The 8,499-nt window shown below is 69.6% G+C and carries 9 protein-coding genes; 5 read left to right on the top strand and 4 right to left on the bottom strand.

Going from position 1 to position 8,499, the window contains the following annotated elements:
* Nucleotides 1–97 precede the first annotated feature (97 nt).
* Entirely contained in the window at nucleotides 98–1,447 is a 1,350-nt protein-coding gene (locus AB0N06_RS31140; protein ID WP_366138045.1) for a radical SAM protein, read from the bottom strand.
* A gap of 435 nt (nucleotides 1,448–1,882) precedes the next feature.
* Between AB0N06_RS31140 and AB0N06_RS31135 the strand changes: the two genes are divergently transcribed.
* The 4 genes from AB0N06_RS31135 to AB0N06_RS31120 all read left to right on the top strand — a co-directional run bounded on the left by AB0N06_RS31135 (nucleotide 1,883) and on the right by AB0N06_RS31120 (nucleotide 4,551).
* On the top strand, nucleotides 1,883–2,404 hold the full coding sequence (locus AB0N06_RS31135) for an FAD-linked oxidase C-terminal domain-containing protein (RefSeq protein ID WP_366138047.1): 522 nt from the start codon (nucleotides 1,883–1,885) through the stop codon (nucleotides 2,402–2,404).
* 10 nt (nucleotides 2,405–2,414) lie between these two features.
* Entirely contained in the window at nucleotides 2,415–2,876 is a 462-nt protein-coding gene (locus AB0N06_RS31130) for a hypothetical protein (RefSeq protein WP_366138044.1), read from the top strand.
* An 80-nt stretch (nucleotides 2,877–2,956) separates the two neighbouring features.
* On the top strand, nucleotides 2,957–3,268 hold the full coding sequence (locus AB0N06_RS31125) for a helix-turn-helix transcriptional regulator (protein WP_366138043.1): 312 nt from the start codon (nucleotides 2,957–2,959) through the stop codon (nucleotides 3,266–3,268).
* Nucleotides 3,269–3,342: 74 nt separating this feature from the next.
* Entirely contained in the window at nucleotides 3,343–4,551 is a 1,209-nt protein-coding gene (locus tag AB0N06_RS31120; RefSeq protein WP_366138042.1) for an MFS transporter, read from the top strand.
* 222 nt (nucleotides 4,552–4,773) lie between these two features.
* On the opposite strand, the gene AB0N06_RS31115 is transcribed toward AB0N06_RS31120, so the two are convergent.
* Nucleotides 4,774–6,150 (bottom strand): ATP-binding protein, encoded by a 1,377-nt coding sequence (locus tag AB0N06_RS31115; RefSeq protein ID WP_366138041.1) that lies wholly within the window; start codon nucleotides 6,148–6,150, stop codon nucleotides 4,774–4,776.
* A 3-nt stretch (nucleotides 6,151–6,153) separates the two neighbouring features.
* A complete protein-coding gene (locus AB0N06_RS31110) occupies nucleotides 6,154–6,831 on the bottom strand; it encodes a response regulator transcription factor (RefSeq protein WP_366138040.1) in 678 nt (225 codons plus the stop codon).
* 150 nt (nucleotides 6,832–6,981) lie between these two features.
* On the opposite strand from AB0N06_RS31110, the gene AB0N06_RS31105 reads away from it, so the two are divergent.
* Nucleotides 6,982–7,173 carry a hypothetical protein gene (locus tag AB0N06_RS31105; protein ID WP_366138039.1) on the top strand — a complete coding sequence of 64 codons (192 nt, stop codon included), beginning with the start codon at nucleotides 6,982–6,984 and terminating at the stop codon, nucleotides 7,171–7,173.
* A 638-nt stretch (nucleotides 7,174–7,811) separates the two neighbouring features.
* On the opposite strand, the gene AB0N06_RS31100 is transcribed toward AB0N06_RS31105, so the two are convergent.
* Nucleotides 7,812–8,495, bottom strand: a complete 684-nt coding sequence (locus AB0N06_RS31100) for a BPL-N domain-containing protein (RefSeq protein ID WP_366138038.1) — start codon at nucleotides 8,493–8,495, stop codon at nucleotides 7,812–7,814.
* Nucleotides 8,496–8,499 lie beyond the last annotated feature (4 nt).

Genomic DNA, 8,499 nt, shown 5'->3' with positions numbered 1-8,499 from the left:
AACGTCACCCGCAGCCGCCTCGGACGCCTCACCCGCCAAGGCTTCCTCACCCAGCCCGGACGGGGCCTCTACCGGAAAGGGACTTAACGACCTCTGACTACCGTGCGGCGTCCGGTACGGGCGGGAGGCTGTCCATGAACGAGCTGACGGAGAACACGGCGCGACCGGGTCCGGGCGGGCCGTAACCGGGCGGCGAGCTGAGCCCGTACTCCTCCATCGTCGAGCGGTACGCGTCCAGCAGCCGGATGTGGTACTCCAGTGGCGCGCCGTCCGGGTTGGTCTTTCCCAGCGGCGTGGTGGGCTCCGGGCACCATGTCGTGAAGCGCGGGGTGATGCCGTGCGACATGAAGAACCGCAGGCCCTCGGTGGTCGATTCGATGGCCTCGTCAACGGTCGTGAAGCCGAATGGCTCGGCCATCTCCACGCCCGCCACAAAGTTGGGAATGACGTTGCGGGCGCCGAAGACCTCAGCGGAGTCCAGGATCCGGCGGTGCCACTCGTCGCGGCCCACGTAGCGCTCCTTGCCGGGGCAGTACAGCTCGAACAGCCGCCGGTCCCACACTTCGTAGTTGGGGTGGTAGATCTGGACGCCGTAGTCGTGGAAGCGCTGGACATCGGCTTTCGGCAGTGCCTGCGCGACGACCTTGCCGATCCAGCGGCCGGGGAAGGCGCCCTCGATCGCCTTGGCGTACTGCCCGTAGAAGTCGGCTTCGTCGCGCCCCCCGATGTGGGAGGTGATGGCGCCGCCGGTCAGAGTGTAGGCGGTGGAGGTCTTCGCGGTGTCGTAACGGTCGATGATGGCGAGTGCTTCCAGCACCTCCTCGACCGGCTTGACCCCGGTGTAGGGACGTCCCGCCGCCTTGTGCTGACGCCAGTTGTGGTTGATGTCGCAGTACTGGCACTCCTCCTTGGCACCGAAGTACTGGCAGACTCGGAAGACCGTCAGATAGACGAGGTAGCCCCACTGGATGGTGGGCGCGACCTCCATCACCGACTTGCCGTTGGCAAGCGTGTGCCGGTAGTAGTCCGGCATCGGCGGCAGGCCCACGTCCGAGATCCGCCTGCCTTCCAGGTACAGCCCGAGGACGCCGTCCTCGTCGGCCGCGACGCGGTAGGGCGACGCCGGGTTCACCCGTACCGAAACAACCGTGCGGCGCAGCTCGTACGGGCCTCCGGTGAGCACGATCTCCTCCGGCGGGCGTCGCAGGGCGGCCTCCCCCAGCTCCGGCAAGGTGCCGTGGTCGAAGGAGAAGATGAAGTACGACTTCGGCTTGACGTCGCCGTCCTCGTTGTCACTGAGCGCGGACTCATCGAACGCCACGCCGCCGCGGAGCAGGTCCTCTTTGATGACGGCTTCCCGCGGCACGTGCGGAAACCGTTCCATGAGCCGCTCGATCAGGTGGGTGCGGCTGGGGTCGCTGTGGCCGGTGTCGGTACGGCTGGGCATGTACGGGGCTCCTCGGTCCGGTCGTCGAATGTTCTTCCGGGTACGCCACACTCTGCAACGAACCACGGACGTGATCCGTTCGCGACGCCCGTCCGCATCCCTTCGCTTCGCCGTCCGTGGACAGGCGACCTGCGATGCCCCGCACCATGTCTCTGTCGGACAGCGTCGTGATCGCCACTCCTCCCTCTACGGTGTACGCGCAGCTCAGCGACCCGCCAGCGAGGGGACGTTGGAGCCCGAGAACCGTGGCACCACCGTGCTTGGGGAGCGTCTCGTACGTCAGCATCCGCTGCGGTCACGGCTGCAGCGTCAGCGCTTCGGTGAGGTACCAGAGCTGTTCGTGCAGCTGCCGCATGACCGGAATCACCTGAAACATTCGAGCGGGCGAGTGCCACGTGGGCCGCGGTCTCCGCGGACCAGCAGGAGGCGGATGCGCTGTTCCCAGCGCGGCGGCAGGCGTATCCGACGCTGGAGCGGCCCGGTCCGGTGCTCACCGACGACGTGAGTGCCGCGGTTCCGGAGACGGTGGCCCGGATCGAGCGGACAGGGGTCGGGCAGGACATTCTGGTGGCCAATATCGCGCACGTCGGCAACGGCAACCTGCATCCACTGATCATCACGCCGCCCGGGAATGAAGCGGCGCGGGTGCGCGCCCAGTCCGCGTTGGTGGACATCCTCGGCGACGCGATCGCCCTGGGCGGCACTGTCACCGGCGAGCACGGTGTGGGACTGCTGAAGATGCGCGGCATGGACAAGGAGCTGGAGCCCGCGGTGATCGGCATGCACCATGCGGTGAAGGCGGCGCCGGCTCCGCACGGGATCCTGTATCCGGGAAAGGTTCTCGGCGCCGGGCCGGGCGTTTCGGTGTCGCTCCTGGGGGTCGTCGCCGGTCGGACGGGTGGTCCGGGGCCCTTGTCAGTGGGGCGCAGCACACTGACAGGACCGCGGGACGGGTAAAGGGGAGCGGATGGGCAGCGAGGACGACACGGGTTTCGAACCGGCCACTGGGGACGGCCCTTTGGCCCCGGGGTCGGCGGAGAAGCGTGCCGCGTCGGTGCGGACGGCGTGGGAGGGGCTGCTGCAGATCCGGCGGATGACCAACACCGGGCAGGCGGACCCGGAGGGCGTACCGGCTCAGTGGGAGCTCCATCGGATGGTGCGGGCGGTTGCGCTGGCGCTGGAGGCGGCCGGTGTGCCCGCATCAGCCGTTGATGCTTCCGGGCAGCGGGTCGCTTCCGGGTACCGCGTACAGGAGGGCGGGACGCCCGGCACCGTACGGGTGGAGTGGCTCGGTCCGCCCGGCAGCGGGGCTGCGCACGAGGAGGAGGCGGAACTGACCCGGTGCGCGGCATCGCTGGGGCAACTGGGCTGGACAGCGCTGTTGTACCGCGGGCCGCGACGCCGACGGTTCCTGGAGGTCGAGCGCTGAAATGTCTCGCGCGATTTGACTTGCCTCTACATATCGCGAAAGCTAGATAGGTCCCTTGAGTAGGACGGAGAGGCAGACCGATGGATCCCCTGACTGTGCACAAGGCGCTCGCCAACCCCGCGCGCCTGCAGTTCATGCAGTGGCTCAAGAATCCGGCGAAGTACTTCGACGAGGACTCCTACCGGCAGCAGGGGCTCGGCTTCCACATCGGCGTGTGCGTCGGTGACATCCAGAAGCGTGCCGGACTGGCCCAGTCGGTGGTGTCCGGCTATTTGCAGACTCTGAAGGACGCGGGGCTGCTCACCTCGGAACGCATCGGCAAGTGGACCTACTACCGACGCAACGAACCAGTGATCGCCGAGTTCGCCACACACGTCCGCGACGAACTGTAGCCCGCCCGATTCCCACGCATACGCTCCCGCACAGCTCAATACATCTACTTTTCTAGATTTGATGAAAGGCCGTGATGAGAAAGACCTCCCTCACCGTCCTGGTGCTCGCCCTGGGCGTGTTCGGGATCATTACCACCGAGATGGGCATGGTCGGCGTGCTCCCCCAGGTCTCGGCCGAGCTCGGTGTCACGCCGTCCGCCGCGGGGTGGCTCGTCGGAGCCTTTGCCCTGGTCATCGCCGTGTCCGGGCCCTTCACAACTCTGCTCGCCTCCGGCATCGACCGTAAGAAGGTGCTCGCCGCCGCCATCGCGGTGTTCGCCGTCTCCAACGCCGTCTACGCGCTCACCACGCAGTACGAGGTGATGCTGGCCTTCCGCGTCGTTCCCGCCCTCTTCCATCCGGTGTTCTTCGCGGTCGCGCTCGCGACCGCCGCACGGCTGGTGCCCTCCGAGGACGCGACCCGGGCCACGACGACCGTTTTCGGCGGTGTCACCGTCGGCTTCGCCTTCGGTGTGCCGCTGACCTCGTACCTCGCCGAGCATGTGTCCCTGGCGACGGCGTTCTGGTTCGGCGCGCTCGTCAATCTCATCGCCTTCTTCGGCATCCTGCGGTTCGTACCGCCGATGCCCGTCGGGCAACGGGTTTCCTACGGAGCCCAGTTGGGTGTTCTCAAGCGGCCCCGGATGTGGCTGACCATTGCGTCAGTCGTCCTCCTCTTCGCCGCGATGTTCTCGGTCTACGGCTACTTCGCCGAGTACCTGGGCCAGGTCACGCACATGGATGGCACCTGGGTCAGCACGATGCTGATGGCATTCGGGATTGTGATGATCCTCGGGAACATCGCCTTCGGTGGGCTGTTGCGACGCAACCTGATTGGTACGGTGGTTGCCTACCCGGTCCTGTGCCTGCTCGTCTACGTGCTCCTGTACGCCGTCGGCCCCATGTTCGCGCCGATGGTCCTGGCCGTACTGGTCTGGGGGGCCGTGCACTCTGGCGGGCTCGTGGTGAGCCAGAGCTGGCTGGGGAGGGACGCCGTCGACGCGCCCGAGTTCGGCAACAGCCTCTTCATCTCGTTCTCGAACCTCGGCATCACCGTCGGAACCGCGGTCGGGGGCTGGGTCATGGCCGAGTGCGGCGCCCGTCAACTCGCCTGGGCAGGAAGCGGGTTCGCGGTCGCCGCGCTGATCACCATGGCGCTGCGACTGGGCCTGGAACGCACCGGCGAGCGGCACACGCCGCAGCCTGACCCGCGCGCACGGACGCTCGGTGAGGCTCGTACCTGACCCTCCTCGGGCGCCGCCACGAACGTTTGTGGGGCGAGCCGTCAGCGGCCACGTCCTGGCGACCTCGGGCCTGATGTACCCGTGGGGGCAGGTGTTTCCCGCTGGACGCTGCTCCTCTCTGGGCGTCAGATGCCGCGTCCCCTACCACTGCCCCCGGCCTGGCTGGCCGCAGTCGGCGTGTCAGCCTGAGTCCGGGCTGCTGGATCACCGCCCCGACGGCGATCACCGGTCCTCCGCCGGCAGCAGGACGACCAGCCGGGCGCCGGGTCGGTTGTCCTCGATGCGGGTGCTGCCGTGGTGGGCCGTGACGGTGTCACGGACGATGGCGAGGCCGAGGCCGCTGCCACCGGTGTACCGGGCACGGGCGTCGTCCAGGCGGGTGAAGCGTCCGAAGACGCGCTCCCGGTCGGCCTCGGGGATGCCGGGGCCGTCGTCGGCGACGACCAGCCGGGCGGTGCCGTCGAGGATGCGGAGGCTGACGTCGATACGGGTGGTGGCGTGGCGCAGGGCGTTGTCCAGCAGATTCCGCACGACACGGGCGAGGGCGTCCTCGTCGCCCTCCACACGTGCCGCGCCGACGGCGTGCTGGTCGATGACGAGCCGGGTGCGGCGACGGGCCTGACGCACCTCGGTGAAGACGATCTCGTCCAGGTCGACGGGACGGGTGCGCAGCCGGGGCCGGGCGTCGAGTCGCGCGAGTTGGAGCAGGTCGTCGACGAGCCGGGCGAGCCGATCAGTCTCCCGGAGCAGGCCGGGAGCGAGGGTCTGCCAGTCGGCGGAGCCGGGGTGGTGGGCGGCGACTTCAAGGCGGGTGTGCAGGGTGCTGAGGGGGGTGCGCAGTTCGTGGGCGGCGTCCGCGATGAACCTTCGCCGCCGTTGGGTCGCTGTGTCCAGACGGGCCAGCAGGTCGTTGAAGGTCCTGGCCAGCCGGCCGAGCGCGTCGTCGGCGGGCGGTACGTCGACGCGGCGGCTCAGGTCGGACGCAGTGATCTCGGCGGTCTGGGCACGCATGGCGTCCACGGGGCGCAGTGCGCGCCCGGTGAGCAGCCACACGACACCGGTGAGCAGGGCGACGACCGCAGGCACACCGGTGGCCAGACCGGCGGCGAGCTGGGTCAGACCGTGGTCGACGCTTTCGGTGGGCACGGCCACGTACACGGTCACGGGATTGCGGGCCGTGCCCGCGGGGACCCCGACGGCACGCCACGTCCCGCTGCCCCCCACGGGAATGTCGTGGACGGTGTGGGCTCGCGGAATGCTGGACTCGCTCGCCGGGAAATTGAACGCCCGCGGCCGGCCGCGCAGATTGGCCGAACTGGAGCTCACCTTTCCCCCGGCGTCGACGACCTGTACGGCGACTTCCCCGTGGTCGGTGAGGGGCACCTCCGCGGGAATCCGGTCGCTGTCCTCGTACGATGCCACGACCTGGGCGCTCTGCAGGGCGGTCTGATCGAGACCGTTGATCAGGCTGGCGTGCAGCCAGACGACGAGCAGCGCGGCGGCTCCGGCCAGTCCGGCCGTCATGACCACGGCTGCGGCGGCGGTCAGCCGCAACCGCAACGACCGGCGGGCCCACCAGGACCGAACGACGGCGGACATACGTCACCTCGCGCCACTGAGCAGCCGGTAGCCGGCACCGCGGACGGTCTCGATGGTCCGGCGGTCGAACGGGGCGTCGATCTTGCGCCGGAGGTAGCCGACGTACACCTCGACGATGTTGGTGTCGCCGTCGAAGTGCTCGTCCCACACGTGGGAGAGGATGTCCGTCTTGCTGATCACCTCGTCGGGGTGCCTGAGCAGGTACTCCAGGAGTGTGAACTCCCGTGCCGTCAGGTCGATGTCACGGTACCCACGGCGGCAGCGGTGGCGCGCGGGGTCCAGGGTGAGGTCGCCGGCGGTGAGCACGGCGGGCCGGGCGGGTGCTCCGCGGCGCAGCAGGGCCCTCAGGTGGGCGACGAGCACCACGTAGGAGAACGGCTTTCTCAGGTAGTCGTCGGCGCCGAGGTCGAGGGCGTCCGCCTCGTCGTATTCCCCGTCCTTCGCCGTGAGCATCAGCACCGGCGTCCAGACCCTGGCCGCCCGCAGCCGTTTCAGCACCTCGTACCCCGACATGGAGGGCAGCATGATGTCCAGCCCGATGACGTCGTAGGGCTCGTGGAGGGCCCGCCACAGTCCGTCCGCGCCGTCGTGTGCGATGTCGGCGACGAAGCCCTCCGCGGCAAGTCCGTCGGCGATCGCCTCGGCGAGTGCTTGCTCGTCCTCGATGATCAGCATCCGCATGGCAGCCTCTCCCTCCATCCACCGTAGCTCCGGACCAGCGGCTGTTTGCTGAGAGGACCCTGAGGATCGGTTCGGCTCTCAGCCTCCTCTCAGTGCCCCGGTCACAGGCTGGAATCGTCAAACAGGCACGGCCGGGCAAGGTGAGGAACGATGAAGGGCCTCCGGGACGAGCGCCGGGACCGGGACACCCGGGAGCACGTGCGGCACGACGACGACCGCGACCGGCGGGCAAGCGACGTCCGGCGAGTCGGCGGGCGGCCAGAGGGACGGCGGGAGACGGACCTCGACGAGCGGCAGCGCCTGGTGCGCACGTCGCGCGTCGCCGATCAGCCGTTCGGCTGACGGCACATGCGGCCGGTCCCTGCCTCGCGAAGCAGGGACCGGCCGCATGTGCCGTCAGCCGCCGCGTATGGCGATCGCCGCGGTCCGGCTTCCGTCCATGGTGACGTCTGCGATCGTCCAGCCCGGCAGCCCCTCGGCCGGCGCGGCGCCGGTGCCGACGCGTAGTCGGTGGACAGCCCCCGGGTCAGGCCCGTGCCAAGGCCTTGAGGTAGGCCTCCTGGCGCAGCCAGGTCCGGGCGAAGGCCAGGGGCTGCTCGTCCTCGGGCAGGGCCGAGTTCGGCCTGCTCCCGCGGGTGCAGGTCAGGGACGAGTCCGGTCACGGCGCCGCGCGCGGGAATGCGCTCCACATCGTCGCCGACGGCCGTGTCGGCAAGCGCGAGCAGGCAGCGGTCGCCGCTGTAGGCCAGGGAGAAGTGCGGTGTGCCGCACACCGGGCATGGCTCCCGGGTGAGCGCCACCTGCCGTGGCGCGACGCCGAGCCGAGCGGCGAGGAGGACGCGCAGTGCGATGTGCGGCAACGTACCGGTCGCGGATCATGGCCTGGGCGAAGGCGAGAGCCCGCCGCCGTTCTTCGGCATGCAGCGACGTCGGCGCAATCCATGGGTCCGGGCGCACGGACCACAGGGCGGGCGGCGAGGTCACCCCTGCATCACCGCCTCCACCAGGTCCAGGGCCAGATCCCGGGTGTGGTGAACCGGCAGGCCGTGGTCGGTGTACCAGCCGTCCGTGGCTTCCGGGTGCGGCCCGGTGACCGCCACGCGGCCGCCACCGAAGGGGGCCACGAGGGCGGCGAGGGTGCCGTTGTCGTAGGTGGCGAGGACCCGGGCGTCGGCGTGCTCATCGAGGACGAAGAGGGGGCCGTCCTGGAAGAACACGGTGCGTGGGCGGCCCCGCCACGACACCCGGACCAGCGTGTTGCCCTCGTCATGGATGGTGGCCCCTGGGGAGGAGATGTACTGGTCGGTATCGCCGGGAATGAGACCGAAGCCCGGGGTGGCCCCGGCGAGGTAGCCGCCGAGGCAGAATCCCAGATAGCGCCCGCCGTCGTGAACGAAGTCGCGGATCGCCCGGCGCTGCCGCCGCAGTTTCCGGTAGGCGCGGGAGAGCGTGCCTCCCCCGGGCTGGGCGTACAGCACGGCGTGTGACAGGGACTCGGCCGACAGTGGGAGTGCCTCGTCCGGGCCGGTGAAGCGAACGTCCAGATCCCACGGACCGGAGGCAAGAAGTCCGGCGACCGCCTCGGGGCAGCCGGGCAGCGAGGCCGGCCCCCGGTAGACGAGGGCGAGGGGGCGGCGCCCCGCGGTGGTGTCGGAGTGCGCCATGGCT

The sequence above is a fragment of the Streptomyces sp. NPDC051020 genome (assembly GCF_040683105.1).
Taxonomy (GTDB): Bacteria; Actinomycetota; Actinomycetes; order Streptomycetales; family Streptomycetaceae; genus Streptomyces.
Note: the sequence above shows the minus strand (reverse complement) of the source record. Positions and strands in the feature narration are given on the sequence as shown.